Here is a 15,298-nt window from a genome sequence, read left to right as displayed (position 1 = left end):
GGTCTCCAGGGTTTGACGGAGACCGGCCCTGACGGGTAGTCCCGTCGAGGGTGGGTGGAAGGTGCATTCATCAACCGGGGGTGCCGGTCAATCGTTCGCGCTACCGAATGCTTAGCGAACTTGGGTTTGGATCGATGCGCTTGGGACGCATTGCAGTCGTGAGATCCGAGACTGCCTGGGGCATGTTGCTGACAACGTCAGCGCCATACATCCTCAGAATGTTCAGGGCCGTATCGCTTGTCAATACCCCAGAAATGAAAAAGCCCTCCGAAGAGGGCTTTAGGGGTGTGGATCATTCAGTGAGATCGCAGCAGCTTCTGCGCTTTCAGTTTGAAGTTGGGCCAGGTGACCCAAATCGCCATGCCAGAGCAGACGAGCAAAAGAAAGGTCAGCATGAGGATGCCGAAGGCGGTCTGACTCATGTCATTCCTCCACGGTAAGGACGATACCTATGAACCAGATTAGAACACCTACTGCGAGGGCACAAGCCGTCAACAGTCGGTGATCGCTGAGGAAGACACCTACGATGCCGGCGGCCACCGAGGTGGTACCAACCTTTCGCAGATCCTCTGCCACAGCGGTTTGTTTTTTGATAGCCATCAGCTCTCCTTCGTTCAGATGACGTCAGGAAAACCGCCCTGACGGGAGGTTTCCCGACAGGGGTGGGTAAGGTGTGAATCAGCTAGCCAGCGCGACCTCAGGGTCGAACGGGGCGATCAACTGATCCAAGGAGCCCGGACGCAGCACGCGGGGCGCTGGCGCCTGGACGGGCTCAGTGACAGAGGCGGCAGCCTTGGGTTTGCGCGGCTTGCGCTCGCGCTTGGGCTTTTCAGGCTGGGCTTCCTGGGTGTTTTGCTTGAACCAGGTGTTGAGGTCGATCGCGTTGCGGCGAACGAACGCCGGCACGTGATCCATCTCCTCGAGCACAGCAGCCGATACGATCGGTTGCGGAAACTCGACTACACGGCGTTCAGCCGGTGCTATGGACGGACGCGCAGCACGTGCCTGCGCTTGAGCATTACGCACGGAGCGAATGATTTCACGCAGGGCAGTACCGACGGATTCGCCAAAGCGATAGCTCAGGGTAGGGGTGGTCATGGTGTTTCTCCTGCAGGTGAGTAATGCGGAGAAACACTGATCCCGGGCGGGGGAGTGTGTCCCCGCTGGGTAGGTAGAGCAGATGTATGAGGTGCCTCCATCAACCGGTAGAACCGGTCAACCGTTCGCGCCTCCGGAAGCTTGGCGAACTATGGGTTCGGATCGACGTGGGTGACCACTTTGCAGTCTTGAGATCCAGAGCTGCCTGGGCATGTTGCTGACGACGTCAGCGGAACATGGGGCAAGAATGTTCAGCTGCACCGTAGTTGTCAATTGGGCCTGTGAAGAGATTCGAGCGGACGAAGCGGTCTCGCGTAGCGACACAGGAGAAAAACACTGAGCACTGCCTGGCCGAGAAGCCCTCGCCCAAACCCCTAACGTAGAACTATTGATGGTCGCGCAACAAGGGACGCCACGCCCCTGGCCGAGTTGGTGGGTAATGGCACCAGCTCCGATGCCTACCATCTCACCGCCGGCCCGGAAGATGGCAGCGGCGCCCGCCGCGCCATGACGCAGGCGCTGCGCCAGGCCGGTATCGACGCGACCCAGGTCCAGCACATCAACGCCCACGCCACCTCCACCCAGGTGGGCGACAAGGGCGAGCTGGCGGCCATCCGTGCGGTGTTTGGCGACGCGTCCCCGGTGGCCATCACCTCGACCAAGTCGAGCACCGGGCATCTGTTGGGCGCCGCGGGCGGCATCGAGGCCATCTTTACCGTGCTCGCCCTGCGGGATCAGTTCGTGCCGCCGACACTGAACCTGCACCACCCGGATCCGGCTGCCGAAGGCTTGAACCTCGTTGCCCTGCAGGCACGGCAGCTACCCATCGAATACGCGCTGTCGAATGGATTCGGCTTCGGTGGGGTCAACGCCAGCGTGGTGTTCAAGCGCTGGGCCGGGGCATAGGCCCTCGCGCAGTCTCGGGCTCGACGCAGCGGTAGGAACGGCGTTTCCCTGCGCCTGTTTCGGATACGGATTGAGCCCACTGGGAAGAGCCCTTTCTCTTCCCTTTTTTTATCCCAAAGCGGGTGGCCGGACACGGATGAGCAGGAGCCCGTGGCGGCCTTAGGCGGGTCATCCTCTGCTACGTCGCCCGCTCGACGCCTGTCCGGCATCCTCATCCACCCGGGCGGCCGTTCAGGGGCACCGAAAGCCCCTAGAACGAGTAGTAGCGCATGCCGCCGTCCACGGTGGTCACCGAGCCGGTCACGTAGCGCGCCCGCGGGGATACCAAGAAGGCCGCCATGTTGGCCACGTCCTGGGGTTCGCCGAAGTCACCAAGCGAGATATGCGCCTGGGCGTACTCCTTGCGAGCGTCACCGGGGAACAGGCGACGGATTTGCGCGGTATCGAGTAGGCCCGGTTGGAGGGCATTCACGGTGACGCCGTACCTCCCCAATTGGTTGGACAGACCCTTGGACCAGACGGCCATGGCCGCCTTCGCGACCGATCCGGCGTTGACGACGGGGGCTTCATAGGTGCCGGTGATATTCAAGATCGCGCCTTGCTTGCGCTCGACGAATTGTGGGATCAGGTGCTGGGTCAGTTGGCGGTGGCGATCGAAGTTGAGCGTCATCGTTTCTTCCCACACCGAATCCTCGCCGATCATGTCGATCGGCCGACTGCCACCGGCATTGTTGATGAGGATGTCGACGTGTCCCCTTTCTTCGAGCGCCTGAGCGGCGATGTTCCTGGCGGCATCGACATCCAGGAAATCCTGGATGAAGGTGACGATCGGTGCCAAACCTTCGGCTGCAGCGTCCCGGACCAGGTTGGCCAGCCGCTCTTCACTGCGCGCAGTGGCAAACACCCTGACGCCTTCCCGGGCGAGCTCCAAGGCGATTGCGCGGCCCAGACCTTGGCTCGCTCCGGTGACAACGGCGGTCTTGCCTTTCAATTGCAGATCCATAAGTACTCCTGTTAGGTCGAAAGATGATCGTCAGCGAGGCGAGCGGGTCGGCCGCCTGCTTTCCACAAGCGGGGTTGCGATCGCACAGGCTCCGATCAGAACGCCCGCTCCCAGGCACGCCAGGGTGATGCCGCCGTGGCCGATAGCCCAGCCACCCAGAAGCGCACCCAGGCCAATACCGGCATTGGCTGCCGAAATGTTGAGCGTTCCGGCCAGCGCCTTGCCGGTAGTTGCCGCGTTCATGACGCGAATCTGCGACAGCGGGAACAGCGCCGTATGGGCGATGCCCCAGACGGCCAGGGCCGCGACGAAGGGGAGCGACTGCTCCGCGACAAAGGATGCCGACACCACACCGACTGCCAGCAGCGTGCAAAACAGCACGCTCGCTTTCTGTTCGTGCTTGTCCACCAGGCGACCGGCGAGGTAGTTGCCGACCAGGCCGACGGTACCGAAGCCCATCAACCACCAGCCGACGTGGGCGGCCGGAACGCCTCCGGAACGCTCGAGCAGGTCGGCGAGATAGGTGTAGGCCGCGAACATGGCCGTGAAGATCGCCAGCGACAGGCCCAGATTGGCCAGGAAGAAGGCGCTTTTGAACAGGGATACCTGGGAGCCCAGGTTCTGACGCGCACCCGCCGGGATCCGCGGCAGGGCGAGGAGGAGCAGGGGAATCATGCCCAGGGACAGTGCTGCCAGGACCCAGAAGGCGCCACGCCAGCCGATGGCATTCCCCAGGACCGTGCCCAGGGGAATGCCGAAGAGCAACGCTGCGGTCACACCGAAGTAGACGTGGGCCACGGCCTTGCCGGCAGTTTCCCGGGATGAGAGCTGTCCGGCGGCTTCGCTGCCGATGCCCCAGAAGACTGGCACGAGCGCTGCCGGGATCACCCGTGCCACCACGAGGGCCCAGTAGCTAGGTGCCATAGCGGCGGCGGCGTTGCACAGGGCGAAGGCCATCGCCATGACGACGAACAGCCGGCGGCGCTCGTAGCGTGACAACCAAGCGGTCATGAACGGGCCGGCGAGGGCAATCGTGAAGGCGAAAAGCGTGACCAACTGGCCAGCCATGGCCACCGAGATACCGAGGTCCCTCGACAGCGCGGGCAGCAGGCCCACGATGATGAACTCGGTAGTGACGATCACGAAGGCGGCCAGTGTCAGCGCGAAGATCGCCCAGCGGGCAGGCTGCCTGGTGTCTGAGTGCGAGATAGATACGTTGGACATGGTGGCTGATCCAGTAATAACGAATCGAATGGTAAATCCGCTGGATTGCGGGCACTATCGGACCTGAATGACTGGCTGTATAACGAATTTCGTTAGAATGAATCTCAAAGACCTGGATGTGTTCGTCAGCGTTGTCGCGGTAGGCAGCCTGGCCGGGGCTGGGCGGCGCCTGGGCGTCAGCGCCATGGCGATTTCACGATCCCTGGCCGCTCTGGAAACCGAATTGGGCGTTCGCCTGATGCACCGCACGACGCGTTCGATTTCACTGACGCCGGAAGGGGAGGCCTTTCTCGGCCATGCCCGTGCCTTGCTGGATCTAGGCGAGGCCGCCCGGAGCAGCGTCACCAGCGACCCGGAGATCGCCTCTGGAACCCTGAAGGTGACCTGTCCCCATCTCCTCGGTCGTGCCGTGCTGGTGCCGCTGCTCGGCGAATTGCAGCGCCGACAGCCGTCTTTGCAGGTGGAACTCATCCTCAGCGACGATCTAATCGACATCGTCGAGCAGGGAATCGACGTCGCGATTCGCCTGGCGCATCCCAAGGATTCGCGCCTGGTGGGGCGAAAGCTTTCGGACAATCCCCGCGCTCTGTACGCGGCACCCGTCTACCTGGAGCGGCACGGGGCACCCGGCGCGCTTGGCGACCTCTCCCAGCACCAGGGCCTGCGCTCTCTGGCCATGACGTCCTGGCCCTTTATGGTCGGGGACGATCTACGCCTGTTCCCCATACCTGGACGCTTCGCCTGTAGCAGCGCGGAAGGAGTGAAGGAGGCCTGTCTGCACGGGATGGGGCTGGCGATGTTGAGTTACTGGGACGTCGAGGCGGAAGTGGCAACGGGGCGCTTGCTACCTCTATCCCTTGCGGATGCCGAAGCCCAGAACCTACCGATCTGGGCACTCATGCCTTCGTCCAGAAACGTGCCCACGCGCGTGCGCCTGCTCATCGACGAACTGCGGCAGCGCTTGCAAACCGCCCCGAGCGCAGGCTGAAGTCGCTGGCGCGAGGAGGGGAGGTCAGGGCGCGCGGCATTGCCAATCCCACTTTGGGTACCTGCCAGCGAAGCGCAAATCGCCTGCCGAATGGTCACCCCTGCAGTCGGCGCCGATCCTGGCCAAGCTGGCGGCTCCGTTGGGCCAGTCAGCCAAGATTCAGGCAGCGAGGGGGTCGCGATCTATTTGAAGCGTGCCGCGTAGCCCGCCAGATTATCCGCTGTGATCAGCTCGTACGGCACCCAGACATCCGCCTGGACCGGTTCCTTGCGGATCATCCTGAGCGCGGATTGCACCGCCTGCACGGCCTGGCCGCGTGGGTCCTGGAACACCGAGGCGGCCAGCAGTCCGCGCTTGATCGCCGCCTGGCCGTCGGGTAGGCCATCCACCCCCACTACCGGAACCTGACCCTTGCCCATTCCGGCCTGTTGCAGCGCCATGGCGGCGCCTATGGCCATTTCGTCGTTGTTGGCAACGATGGCATCGAAGTGGGTCCCGGCGGTTAACCAGTTGCTGGTCAGGTCCATCCCTTTGCTGCGGTCCCAGTCGGCGTTCTGCTGGACGACCACCTTGATGTCTGGATAAGCCTTGAGCGCTTCCTTGACGCCCTCGGACCGGCCGCGGGTGGCGTTCTGGGTGAGCTCGCCCATGATTAGGGCGATGCTGCCCTTGCCGTTCAGTTGCTTGGCGATGAACTGCCCCTGCAACTGCCCGGCCTGCAGGTCGTCTGATGCCACGGCGACCACCTCGGCGGGCAGCTTGGGATCGTCTGGGCGCCGGTTGACGTACACCAGTGGAATTTTGGCCGTTGTGGCGGCGCGGGTGATGTTGACAGTGGCGGCGGTATCCACCGGTAGGACGATCACCGCATCCACGTTCTGCGCCAGAAAGGTCTGCACTTGGTTCAACTGACGCACGACGTCTCCCTGGGCGTCCTCGAATTGCATGCTGATCTTTTCGGCCTTACCGGCCTCTTCCAGATTACGACGCACATAGGTCATGAAGTTATCGTCGACCTTGGCGATGCTGACGCCAATGCGGTAATCGGCCAGGGCGAAAGGCATCAGAGCGAAGGCAAAGGTAGCGCAGAGTAATTTGCGAAGCATCATGGCGGTTTCCTCTTGTTGTTATTGATGTTGCAGTGGTGAGCCGGGACTACAGCGAGAAGGCCGTTCGGAAACGTTCCAAGGCGCGCTCGGTATCACCTTCCGAGGCCCAGCCTTCGAGGCCGACCACACCGCGATAGCCGAGGGTGGCGAGTGCTCGGGCGATCGCCGGGTAGTGGATTTCGCCGGTCCCTGGTTCGCAGCGCCCGGGGACATCGGCTACCTGAATCTCGCCTATGGCCGGCCCTGCACGACGAATCAGCTCGATCAAATTTCCTTCGCCGATCTGGGCATGGTAGAGATCCAGATTCAGGCGCAGGTGAGGGCTGGCAACGGCCTCGATCAGGGCAAGGGTTTCTTCGGCACGGGCGAAGGGAACGCCCGGGTGATCCACGGCCGTGTTGAGGTTTTCCAGCAGGAAGACCTTGCCGGCGCTCGCGCCCAGACGTGCGATGTCCGCCAGGGTGGTAGCGGCTGCCAGCCATTGGCCGCCGCTGACCGATGTCAGGGGATTGGCCGGCAGGCCGCGATTGTCCAGGCCGGTGCCGTGCAGGTTGAGCGAGGGACAGCCGAGGCGCTCGGCCACGGCCAGGGACTCCCGAGCGCTGGCGAGCAGAGCAGCGCGGCCCTCGGTGCTGACCAGATCGCCGGAGACGTAGCCGGTCATGGAGGTGAAGCGCGCGCCGGTAGCTGCCAGGGCGTCGATGTCATGGCGGGTCCAATCCCAGATCTCGACGGCGAAGCCCAAGGCATGCAGGCGGCGGACGCGCTCGACGAAGGGCAGGTCGAGAAAAACCATTTCGGCGCTGACAGCGAGGATGAAGGGTGACGAGCTCATGGCATCACTCCGCGACGGCGACCGGTTGGCCGGTTTTCACCGATTCAATGGCGGCCAGGGCAATAGCCAGCGCTGCCCGGGCATCGGCGCCACCTACTGGTACCGGCGTGCCCTGGCGCACGGCGTCGACGAAAGCTCGCAATTCGGCCAGATAGGCGTCGCGCAGCAATTCCGCGTCGGAGCGCTGGGTGGTCTGGCTGATACCTTCGGCTCCGTAGCAGACCAGCTCGCTGGTACGTGCGTCTCCTGCCGTCAGCATGCCTGCACTGCCGAAAACCTCGCCGCGGACGTCGTAGCCATATACCGCCTGAAAATTGGCCTCGGCGGTGGCAATGGCGCCGTTATCATAGCGGACGGTGACGACGGCGGTATCCAGCAGCCCCTGGTCGCGGAAGTCCGGACGCACCAGGGCGTCAGCTACCGCGTACACCTGTTTCGCCCGGGCACCTGGGTTGAAGAAGTTGAGGGTGTCGAAATCGTGAATCAGGGTTTCCAGGAAAATGGTCCAGGGCTTCACCGCCGCCGGGTTATGCAGCGCCGGATCTCGGGTGAGCGAGCGCAGCAGCTGGGGGGGCCCGATGCGTCCCTGGGTGATCAGCTCACGTGCGGTTCGGAAGCTAGTGGCGAATCGCCGATTGAAGCCCACCTGCAGGGCGACACCTGCTTCAGCGCAAGCGGCGATGGCCTTGTCGGCCTCCTCGAGGGTCACGGCCATGGGCTTTTCGCAGAACACCGGCTTGCCGGCGCGGGCGGCGGCCACCACCAGCTCGGCATGGCTGCGGGCGGGGGCGACGATTACCACAGCCTCAACGACGGGGTCCTCGATCAACGCTTGGGGATCGGTGTGGATATGGGCGACATCCAGGGTCTCACCAAGCCGGGCAGCGGCGCCGGGCGCCGGATCGGCCAGGGCGACTAGCCGCGCGCCATGGAGGTGCCGAGCGAGGGCGGTGGCATGGAAGGTGCCCATGCGGCCGGTACCGATGAGGCCGAGGGAGAGGGGAGTCTTCGTCTTGGGCATGAGGCGTTCTCTTGTGGTTGTTATAGGCGTGGGCGATGCGCCCGACAGTGAGAGAGCAACCGCCATGCCAGGGCAGGAAAGACAGCCAGGTACCGGGCTGCAGGCCTTGCCAGTAGGCGTTTATGTCTATAAAAAAGACATGTCCAGCTGGACATGTCCAAAGACTGGACGAGGAGCCGAAGATGCAGGAGCAGGTCCCCCCGAGCGAGCTGACGCAGGAATTGCGATTCGTCAGCGAGCTGCAGTGGCCGTCGGCCGCCGAAGGTGTCCAGCGCGAGCTGGATGCCGCCTGGATGGACTGCCTTGCGGGGGCCACTGAACTGGTCCGGGTGCGGCCGGTGATCCGGGCGTCCTGGCTGCGCAGCCGCGCGGCGGGCATCGTCGCGGAGGAATTCCACTACGAGTTTGTCGAGTCGCAGGAGCTGACCCGCCGGCTGCAGCGGCAGCGCGAGCTCCTGGACATCGCCGCGCCGGTCATGGCCGAGCTGTTGCGCTACAACCCGGACGGGCACCTCAACCTGGCAGATGCCGAGGGCGTGACCCTGGCCGCCTGCGGGCTGGATCTCACACCGCTGGGCAGTCGTCTGCTTGAGTCGGTGCAGGGCACCAACTGCACCGGCCTGGCCCTGCGCGAGCAGCGGCTGGTATTCGTCCTGGCGGGCGAGAATTTCAAGCGCGAGCTGCGCGAGCGGCGGATGCACTGCGCTTCGGCGCCGGTGCGCGATACCCAGGGACGGCTGCTTGGCGCCCTGACCCTCACCGCGGCGGTGGGCAACTTCCACTGCCATACCTTGGGCACGGTCCAGGCCGCGGCCGATGCGATCTCCCGCCAGTTGGCGCTCACCGCGCTGCTGGACGAGCAGCAGCGAGTGCTTGAGGTCCTCAACGAAGGCGTCATCCTGCTCGACGAAGACCGCTGCATCCGTAGCCTGAACGGCTATGCGCGACGCCTGCTGCAGCTCGACGACCGACAGCGGGGGCGCCCCTTTGCCAACCTCATCACCCAGGACACCGACCTCGACCTCTGGCTGGATCGTCGCTGGGAACGCCAGGACCGCGACCTCACCTTGTTGCTACCAGACGGCAGCGGTTTGCCGTGCCTGGCCTCCGTCGCGCCCATCGCCCAGGGTGGCTGGGTACTGTCGCTACGGGAGAATCGCCGCATCCGCGAGATCACTCGTCAGCTGCTGGGCACCCGAGCGCGCTACAGTTTTAACGATATCCAGGGGCGTTCGCTGGCCTTGCAGGATAGCCTGCGTCTTGCGCAGGCGGCCAGCCGCAGCGAAGCCACCGTGCTAGTGCTGGGGGAGAGTGGGGTCGGCAAGGAGCTTTTCGCCCAGGCGATCCACAACGCTAGCGTCCGGCGGCATGGGCCCTTCGTCGCGGTGAATTGCGGCGCCATCCCACGCGACCTGGTGCAGAGCGAGCTGTTCGGCCATGTCGAGGGCGCCTTCACTGGAGCTGCTCGTGGCGGTGCGGCAGGGAAGTTCGAGCTGGCTGATGGCGGCACGCTGTTTCTCGACGAGATCGGCGACATGCCCCTGGAGGCCCAAGTGAGCCTGCTGCGGGTGCTCCAGGAGGGCGAAGTGACCCGGGTCGGTGCCAAGAAGGCCCAGGCGGTGGACGTCCGGATTATCGCCGCGACTCATCGAGACCTGGCTCAGGCGGTGGCGGGTGGCAGCTTTCGCGAAGACGTCTTCTATCGCCTTAATGTCCTTACCCTGCGGGTTCCACCGCTGCGTGAGCGCCGCGAAGATATCCCGATGCTGGTGGCGACGCTCCTTCAGAGCTTGGGCCGGACCTTGGAGCGGCCGCCGCTGGCCGTCGCCGACGATGCTCTGGCAATACTGATTGCGCACGGCTGGCCCGGCAACGTGAGGGAACTTGAGAATGTCATCGAGCGTGCGATGAATCTAGCCCAAGGCGCGCTCATCCAGCCGATGGACTTACCGTTTAGCCTGCCGGGTCGAACTGCGTCCGAGGGCGTGATAGGTGACGCCCTGACGCCAATAGAGCTGAGCCAGCGCGACCTGATCTGCGCGACTCTCAAACAAACCGGCGGTAATTTACGGCAAACCGCTAAGCGTCTAGGAATTTCCCGCGCTGGGCTCTATGTGAAATTGCGCCGCTATAGTCTGGATGCGGCTGACTTTAGGTCAGAGCAATAAGCGTGCTCCGCGTGAGTTCTTTGAGTTCAGATCCGGCGAAAGCATTAGATAGGCGAGCAGGGATTTCCATCGAGAGGGATGGTGCCGTTTTATCTTTGAAATTTGTAGGCCGGCGTTTTTTATCGCAATGGAGAAGCGCGCCAGGCGCAGCGCTGGGTCTAGCAGCAAGGCGCCTCGGCGAGGGTGAGGCTTAGTGGAGCTAAAGAGAAAGATGCCACCTGTGAGCGTGAGCACCGGCACTGGTGGTCCCTGGGCATTGACCTACCGTCCTGATGATCGTCGCATTCACCCGACCCGTTATCGTGGCTAGGGCCAGTAATCGCAAGGCACGCATCCGCGCACAAAGGGATCCCATTTTTGCGCCGGCGGGCACCGGCAGAGAGGAAGGCTACCCGAGGGGTAGCCTCGTCCACCAGGCGATGCCGAGAGGACCAGGCTACCCTTCGAACGCAGCTGAAGGGGAGGAACAGTGTGGGCCAACACACCAGGTTGGCCCGAAGTACAGTGTGCACCGAACCTTCTGTGAGCCCTATGTGCCTGTAAACCCGCTTATCACGAAGTTAGACGGCTGCGTGTCAGCTGCGGAGCAGGGAGACACAGGGAGAGCATCACGCAAAGATCTACACGCCCTACCCGATGCTTAGCGTGCTCTTGGGGGTGGAGCTTCAAGACCAGGTCGAGAAACTCCGGGGTTGCCACTGATGACCGCCAGTGCGCGAGCGGGGTGGAGCGCTTGCATTATGGGGCTCTGACCGTGACAAAGGCAAGAAAGCTCCCGAGGGCCCCGATCCTACGCGGAAGCGCCGCTTCGCCTGGCTTTCCCTGGGCCGCCCTTGCCTTTCACTTTTGACGTTTCAATGTTCACCAGGCCCTTGCAGTCGGGGTAGCGTAGGCACGACCAGAAGTCGCCGCTCTTGCCCTTTCGCTGAGCCATTTTGCCCTGGCAGAGCGGGCACGACGGACCCTCCGGGACCTTGATGCTGAGCGTGGTCTGGCGGTACTGGGCGACCAGCTTGCCGATCCAGGCGCCTTGCTTGGCGATGAAATCATCCAACTGCATGGTGCCAGCCTCGATCATGTCCAGGGCCTGCTCCCAGATGGCGGTAGTGCCCGGGTCGGCCACGGCCGGCGGCACCGCGGCGATCAGCGAGACGCCGGCGTCGGATGCCCGCACCGCTTTTCCCTTTTTGAGCAGGAACCCACGATCGATCAGGCCCTGGATGATGCTGGCCCGAGTGGCCTCGGTGCCGATGCCGGTGGTTTCCTTCAGCTTGGCGGCCAGCCGCGGGTCGGTCACCAGCTTGGCCACGGTCTTCATCGCCTTGATGAGATCGCCTTCGGTGTAGGGCTTGGGAGGTTGTGTCTGCTGCGCCTTGAGCTGGGCCTGTTGCACCTGGGCACGGGAGGCGTTCTGCAGCGGCGGCAGGATCTGCGAGCGGTCCTTCTCCTTGCTGTCCTCATCATCCTCAGCAGCAGGCGCGGCCAGGAACAGTGTCTTCCAGCCAGGCACGACGATGCGCTTGCCCACCGCCCGCAACGCCACCTGGTTGCAGTCGAAAGCAGCCACCGTCCGGTCGAACTCGTGGTGGGGCATGAACTGGGCGAGGTAGTGCGCGCGGATCAGGCTGTAGACCGCCCGTTCCTTGTCGCTCATGGCCGCCAGGCTGGCGGGCTCCAGGGTTGGGATGATGCCGTGGTGCGCGGTGATCTTGGCGTCGTTCCAGGCCCGCGAGCGCTGCGCCGGATCGAGGCTGGCCAGCACCGGGGCAATGGACGGATCCATGCGACGGATCGCCTCGAGCACGGCCGGCACCTCCGGCAGCATGCTGGTGGGCAGGTAGCCGCAGTCGGTCCGAGGGTAGGTCGTCGCCTTGTGCGTCTCATACAGCGCCTGGGCGACGTTCAGGGTCTCCTGGGCCCCGAGGCCGAGCTTCTTCGAGCAGATCTCCTGCAGCGTGCCCAGGTCGAAGGGCAGAGGCGCTACCTCCTTGACCCGCTCGGTCTCGACCGACACCGCAATGGCGGTAGATCCCGCAGTGACGCGCGCTTGCGCAGCCTGGGCATGGCGCTGGTCAAGGCAGCGCCCCTCGTCATCGGTGATGTCGCGAGCAGGTCGCCACTGGGCAGTGAAGGTCTGGCCGTTGGCGGCCAGCAGCACGTCCAAGCTCCAGAACGGCACCGGGACGAAGTGGGCGATCTCCCGATCGCGGTCGACCACCAGGCGCAAGGTAGGCGTCTGCACCCGTCCTACCGACAGCACCCCGCTGTAGCCAGCCTGGCGGCCGAGGAGGGTGAACAGCCGTGTGAAGTTCATGCCGATCAGCCAGTCTGCCCGGGAGCGAGCCAGCGCCGAGTGATACATGGAAAAGGTCTCCGCCCCCGGTTTGAGGCTGGCCAGGGCCTGGCGGATCGAGGCGTCGTTGAGCGCTGAGAGCCATAGCCGCTGGATGGGCCCGCGGTAGCTGCAGTGCTCCAGCAGTTCGCGGGCGATCATCTCGCCCTCGCGATCGGAGTCTGTCGCGATGACCAATTCGGTCGCCTCCCTGAGCAGCGCCTTGACCACCTTGAACTGGCTGCTGGTCTTGGCCTTGACCTCGACCTTCCAGCTTGCCGGGAGGATCGGCAATGCATCCAACGACCACGACTTCAGCTGCGGATCGTAGGCCTCGGGTGGGGCCTGCTCGAGGAGATGGCCGATCCCCCAGGTGACGACCACGCCCTGGCCGCGAATGCAGCCCTCACCGCGCCCAGTGGCGCCGAGCACCCGGGCAATGTCCTTACCCTGGCTGGGCTTCTCGCACAAAAACACACGCATGGGATTCCCCTGTCGATGGCCATCTGGCCTACAAGGCGAACGGTGGCAGGTGTGTCATACAAGGGCAGCGCTTAACCGAATCTGCTCCCGATATGGTTGCCCTGGGACACAGCTGTCCCGCAAACGGCTGGAGCCTTTCCGTTCTGTGGCGCTGTCCTATTGGCTGAAAAAAGGTGCTTAGCGGTAGGCCACAGCCGCGCCGGCGGGTATCGCTGCAGGAAGGACTACCCCAGTCGCCCCTGAGCTAGGGCTGACCAACTGGCCACCGTTGGCGTAGCCCACCGCGGCCGATTCTGTGAGCTCCGCCAGTGTCGTGACCAAGCCATTGGGCGGGGCCGCGTAGTAGGCATAGCTGGATCCCCCCTGCACATAGCCGCTCACTCCTGCGGAGTGGGCCCACCAGGTCGGCAGGGCCAGCGCGGAGTCTGCCGGTGCACCAGCGACCCCCGGGTTGTTGTAGGCGTACTCCGCTAGCGCGTTTCGGTAGATCAGCAGGTTGTAGGCTAAGGCTTCGACATCCACAGCCGCTGTCCTATTGCTAGACAGTCGTTCACCGTCTGCAAGCAGTCCGGTGGTGGCGATCATTACTGTCAGGATTACCCAAAGAATTGGCATAGAGAGAAGCTCCTAAGCATGAGCGCCTATCAGGCTTCAAGTCTCTCCCAACACGCCAGCAGCAACCGTAATCAAACCTCTGAGGGTTGCTCCAGAGCTGACGATCCTAGTATTCCCCTCTAGACTCGCGCGCCTGTTTGACGGCAGCAGAGGCAAGGGAGTGGAGATGACCCTGGATGAAGCGCTTGAGCGCTATCGCAGTCAGGTCTCGATCTTGAAGAAGGGGTATGTGCAGGAGAGCTATCGGATCGAGCAACTGCGTCGTGTCCCGATGGCGAAGACGGCACTTCGAGAGATCACATCGGTTGATATTGCCACCTACCGCGATGCTCGTCTTCTGCACCGAAATCCGGTGACCGGTCAGGTGCTATCCACTTCAACCGTTCGGCTCGAATTGGCCTTGCTATCCAACCTGTTCGACATTGCGAGGATCGAGTGGGGCGCCTGCGAGCAGAACCCGGTCGTCCAGGTGCGCAAACCTAAACCCCCGGCTGGGCGAGACCGTCGGCTCCTGCCGCGGGAAGAACGGCTGATCATGCGATACGCCCATGCCCATCCCAATAAGGATCTGGCCGCACTGGTCAGCCTCGCCTTGGAGACCGCCATGCGGCAAGGCGAGTTGCTGGGGTTGCGATGGGAGCGCGTCAATTTGCGTAGTCGGATCATCCACCTAGATGACACGAAGAATGGGACGAAGCGCGACGTACCTTTGAGCGTCAAGGCTCGGAATGTGTTGATGCGTCTGGAGCCCCAAACCTCGGGAGCGGTATTTGGGTACACCGCCAACGGTCTCAAGAGCACATGGCGCTTCATGCTACAAAAGCTTGGTATCGCCGATCTGCATTTTCATGACCTGCGGCATGAGTCGATTTCGCGACTATTCGAGCTGGGCACTCTCGATCTCATGGAGGTGGCGGCCATCAGCGGGCACAAGTCACTCAGCATGCTCAAGCGTTACACCCATCTGCGGGCGACGCGGCTGGTCCGAAAGCTGGAAGGGCATCGCAATCGGGGCCGGCAAGCCGTGTTGGACCTGCTCGTCCCCTATCCGGCGGCCTGGATACCGGTTCTCCATGGGTACCGCGTAGTCGTGCCTGACTTTGAGGGCATGTGTGCCGAAGCCCCAACACTCGATCAGGCGCTTGAGGCAGCGCAAGCGCTGTTACTGAAGCACCTTCTTCACCTGTTCGTGCAGGGCCTCGTCATTCCACAGCCCGACGAATACCTAACGGCTCTGCCTGTAACGGCCAAGGTGGTGATGCTGCCAAGCTTTGATGTCGAGTCGTTGCAAGCCAACCCTCCGGCTGCCTGACACCTTTTTACGCAGAGATATCAGGCAGGCTAGCTCCACGAGAGGTAGATGCTGCTTTGCCAATCCGGTGTGTGGAAGCGGCAGGCGGCGGATACCCACTGGGGCGGCACTTTCTTCGCCGCGTCTTGGGCCCCGGGCGGATGCGGTACCGCCAACCCTTACACCGGTGCCTGCAGCTGTCCGGCTGGATATCAGACCTACAAT

The 15,298-nt window shown here is 63.4% G+C and carries 13 protein-coding genes and 1 pseudogene; 4 read left to right on the top strand and 10 right to left on the bottom strand.

Translation table 11 applies throughout. From position 1 onward, the window contains the following. Positions 1-296: 296 nt before the first annotated feature. The 3 genes from V6W80_RS15100 to V6W80_RS15090 all read right to left on the bottom strand — a co-directional run bounded on the left by V6W80_RS15100 (position 297) and on the right by V6W80_RS15090 (position 1,098). Positions 297-422: a hypothetical protein gene (locus V6W80_RS15100; RefSeq protein WP_280309235.1), complete on the bottom strand. Its 126-nt coding sequence runs from the start codon at positions 420-422 to the stop codon at positions 297-299. Position 423: 1 nt separating this feature from the next. Continuing rightward, a complete protein-coding gene (locus V6W80_RS15095; RefSeq protein ID WP_280309237.1) occupies positions 424-600 on the bottom strand; it encodes a hypothetical protein in 177 nt (58 codons plus the stop codon). Between the two features lie 78 nt (positions 601-678). Next, positions 679-1,098: a hypothetical protein gene (locus tag V6W80_RS15090; protein ID WP_338544699.1), complete on the bottom strand. Its 420-nt coding sequence runs from the start codon at positions 1,096-1,098 to the stop codon at positions 679-681. Positions 1,099-1,503: 405 nt separating this feature from the next. Here V6W80_RS15090 and V6W80_RS15085 point away from each other — a divergent pair. Then, positions 1,504-2,004: pseudogene (locus V6W80_RS15085) on the top strand (beta-ketoacyl-ACP synthase II); the annotation flags it as partial. Positions 2,005-2,254: 250 nt separating this feature from the next. On the opposite strand, the gene V6W80_RS15080 reads toward V6W80_RS15085, so the two are convergent. After that, on the bottom strand, positions 2,255-3,007 hold the full coding sequence (locus V6W80_RS15080; protein ID WP_027601781.1) for an SDR family NAD(P)-dependent oxidoreductase: 753 nt from the start codon (positions 3,005-3,007) through the stop codon (positions 2,255-2,257). A 30-nt stretch (positions 3,008-3,037) separates the two neighbouring features. Beyond that, entirely contained in the window at positions 3,038-4,231 is a 1,194-nt protein-coding gene (locus tag V6W80_RS15075; protein WP_338544698.1) for an MFS transporter, read from the bottom strand. Between the two features lie 97 nt (positions 4,232-4,328). Here V6W80_RS15075 and V6W80_RS15070 point away from each other — a divergent pair, with 97 nt between their 5' ends. Next, the gene (locus tag V6W80_RS15070; RefSeq protein WP_338544697.1) at positions 4,329-5,219 is read left to right on the top strand and encodes a LysR family transcriptional regulator; all 891 of its coding nucleotides are present in this window, start codon (positions 4,329-4,331) and stop codon (positions 5,217-5,219) included. Positions 5,220-5,401: 182 nt separating this feature from the next. Here the strand turns inward: V6W80_RS15070 and V6W80_RS15065 are convergent, their stop codons facing one another. From V6W80_RS15065 to V6W80_RS15055, 3 genes are read right to left on the bottom strand one after another with little or no spacing between them, the layout of a single operon-like run. Continuing rightward, positions 5,402-6,328, bottom strand: coding sequence for a sugar ABC transporter substrate-binding protein (locus V6W80_RS15065; RefSeq protein ID WP_338544696.1), 927 nt, complete (start codon positions 6,326-6,328; stop codon positions 5,402-5,404). A gap of 46 nt (positions 6,329-6,374) precedes the next feature. Then, entirely contained in the window at positions 6,375-7,163 is a 789-nt protein-coding gene (locus V6W80_RS15060) for a TIM barrel protein (RefSeq protein WP_027601785.1), read from the bottom strand. A 4-nt stretch (positions 7,164-7,167) separates the two neighbouring features. Then, positions 7,168-8,184 carry a Gfo/Idh/MocA family oxidoreductase gene (locus tag V6W80_RS15055; protein ID WP_338544695.1) on the bottom strand — a complete coding sequence of 339 codons (1,017 nt, stop codon included), beginning with the start codon at positions 8,182-8,184 and terminating at the stop codon, positions 7,168-7,170. A 182-nt stretch (positions 8,185-8,366) separates the two neighbouring features. On the opposite strand from V6W80_RS15055, the gene V6W80_RS15050 reads away from it, so the two are divergent. Continuing rightward, complete coding sequence (locus V6W80_RS15050; RefSeq protein ID WP_338544694.1) at positions 8,367-10,352, top strand: sigma-54-dependent Fis family transcriptional regulator; 1,986 nt, start codon at positions 8,367-8,369, stop codon at positions 10,350-10,352. A gap of 790 nt (positions 10,353-11,142) precedes the next feature. Here the strand turns inward: V6W80_RS15050 and V6W80_RS15045 are convergent. Continuing rightward, a complete protein-coding gene (locus tag V6W80_RS15045) occupies positions 11,143-13,167 on the bottom strand; it encodes a DNA topoisomerase III (RefSeq protein WP_338544693.1) in 2,025 nt (674 codons plus the stop codon). A gap of 177 nt (positions 13,168-13,344) precedes the next feature. Further along, positions 13,345-13,752 (bottom strand): type IV pilus biogenesis protein PilM, encoded by a 408-nt coding sequence (pilM, locus tag V6W80_RS15040; protein WP_338547445.1) that lies wholly within the window; start codon positions 13,750-13,752, stop codon positions 13,345-13,347. Positions 13,753-13,948: 196 nt separating this feature from the next. Between pilM and V6W80_RS15035 the strand changes: the two genes are divergently transcribed. Beyond that, a complete protein-coding gene (locus V6W80_RS15035) occupies positions 13,949-15,094 on the top strand; it encodes a site-specific integrase (protein WP_338544692.1) in 1,146 nt (381 codons plus the stop codon). Positions 15,095-15,298 lie beyond the last annotated feature (204 nt).

Origin of the sequence: Pseudomonas benzopyrenica (assembly GCF_036884265.1) — a bacterium.
Taxonomy (GTDB): domain Bacteria; phylum Pseudomonadota; class Gammaproteobacteria; order Pseudomonadales; family Pseudomonadaceae; genus Chryseomonas; species Chryseomonas benzopyrenica.
This window is presented reverse-complemented; position numbering and strand designations above follow the sequence as displayed.

Excerpts from the sequence above, each read along its gene's own strand:
- V6W80_RS15070 (WP_338544697.1), top strand. The coding sequence starts at position 4,329 with ATGAATCTCAAAGACCTGGATGTGTTCGTCAGCGTTGTCGCGGTAGGC.
- V6W80_RS15075 (WP_338544698.1), bottom strand. The coding sequence starts at position 4,231 with ATGTCCAACGTATCTATCTCGCACTCAGACACCAGGCAGCCTGCCCGC.
- V6W80_RS15080 (WP_027601781.1), bottom strand. The coding sequence starts at position 3,007 with ATGGATCTGCAATTGAAAGGCAAGACCGCCGTTGTCACCGGAGCGAGC.
- V6W80_RS15045 (WP_338544693.1), bottom strand. The coding sequence starts at position 13,167 with ATGCGTGTGTTTTTGTGCGAGAAGCCCAGCCAGGGTAAGGACATTGCC.
- V6W80_RS15050 (WP_338544694.1), top strand. The coding sequence starts at position 8,367 with ATGCAGGAGCAGGTCCCCCCGAGCGAGCTGACGCAGGAATTGCGATTC.
- V6W80_RS15095 (WP_280309237.1), bottom strand. The coding sequence starts at position 600 with ATGGCTATCAAAAAACAAACCGCTGTGGCAGAGGATCTGCGAAAGGTT.
- V6W80_RS15055 (WP_338544695.1), bottom strand. The coding sequence starts at position 8,184 with ATGCCCAAGACGAAGACTCCCCTCTCCCTCGGCCTCATCGGTACCGGC.
- V6W80_RS15090 (WP_338544699.1), bottom strand. The coding sequence starts at position 1,098 with ATGACCACCCCTACCCTGAGCTATCGCTTTGGCGAATCCGTCGGTACT.
- V6W80_RS15035 (WP_338544692.1), top strand. The coding sequence starts at position 13,949 with ATGACCCTGGATGAAGCGCTTGAGCGCTATCGCAGTCAGGTCTCGATC.
- pilM (WP_338547445.1), bottom strand. The coding sequence starts at position 13,752 with ATGATCGCCACCACCGGACTGCTTGCAGACGGTGAACGACTGTCTAGC.
- V6W80_RS15060 (WP_027601785.1), bottom strand. The coding sequence starts at position 7,163 with ATGAGCTCGTCACCCTTCATCCTCGCTGTCAGCGCCGAAATGGTTTTT.
- V6W80_RS15100 (WP_280309235.1), bottom strand. The coding sequence starts at position 422 with ATGAGTCAGACCGCCTTCGGCATCCTCATGCTGACCTTTCTTTTGCTC.
- V6W80_RS15065 (WP_338544696.1), bottom strand. The coding sequence starts at position 6,328 with ATGATGCTTCGCAAATTACTCTGCGCTACCTTTGCCTTCGCTCTGATG.